The sequence below is a fragment of the Halorubrum sp. SD690R genome (assembly GCF_005435035.1).
Taxonomy (GTDB): Archaea; Halobacteriota; Halobacteria; order Halobacteriales; family Haloferacaceae; genus Halorubrum; species Halorubrum ezzemoulense.
In genome coordinates, this window is sequence record NZ_SGTV01000110.1 from 1 (window position 1) to 582 (window position 582).

The 582-nt window shown below is 60.5% G+C and carries 1 pseudogene; it reads right to left on the reverse strand.

Annotation, left to right across the window (positions count from 1 at the left end):
* Positions 1-582, reverse strand: a pseudogene (locus tag EXE41_RS18635) (IS1595 family transposase); the annotation flags it as partial.

Genomic DNA, 582 nt, shown 5'->3' on the forward strand with positions numbered 1-582 from the left:
CGTACCTCTCGTCGTGGACAACGTATTGGTGATCGTGCTCCATGCCTCGGTAAGCTGGCAGTCCATCGGTCCAGACCTCTCCCAGCGGCTGGGAGAGGTCGTCTGCTTCCTCGATAACTGGCCCAAGGTCATCTTCATAGTCGCTTCCTTCCTGAGCTGAGACCACGCGAAGCACGTCGCGGCACGCCGCGACGAGCGTCAGTTCGTCACCCTGATTCCCCGTCCAGCGGGTCCGTCCACCCTCGGGCGACCCGCCGCGGTTGAGCCCCTCCCGCGGCGGATCTTGGCCTTTGAAGCCCGAACACACCTGCTGTGTTTCATCGACCTGTGTTGGCCCATCGACTGTCTGGGAGATGCGCTCCCAGACAGTCGGAAATCCCCGACAGAACGCGGTTTCAAACTCTCTGAGCTGGTCGTGAAGCGTCGTGTAACACGGTGAGAGGAGACCAGCGATCTGGGTAATGCTGAGGAGTGTGTCAGCGTAGAGGATGAAGGCGATGAGGAACTCACCTGGGGTGAGTTCCGAATCGTAGAAGGGTGTCCCTCGCGTGTACGTGGTTTTCCAGTCACAGCGGCCACACC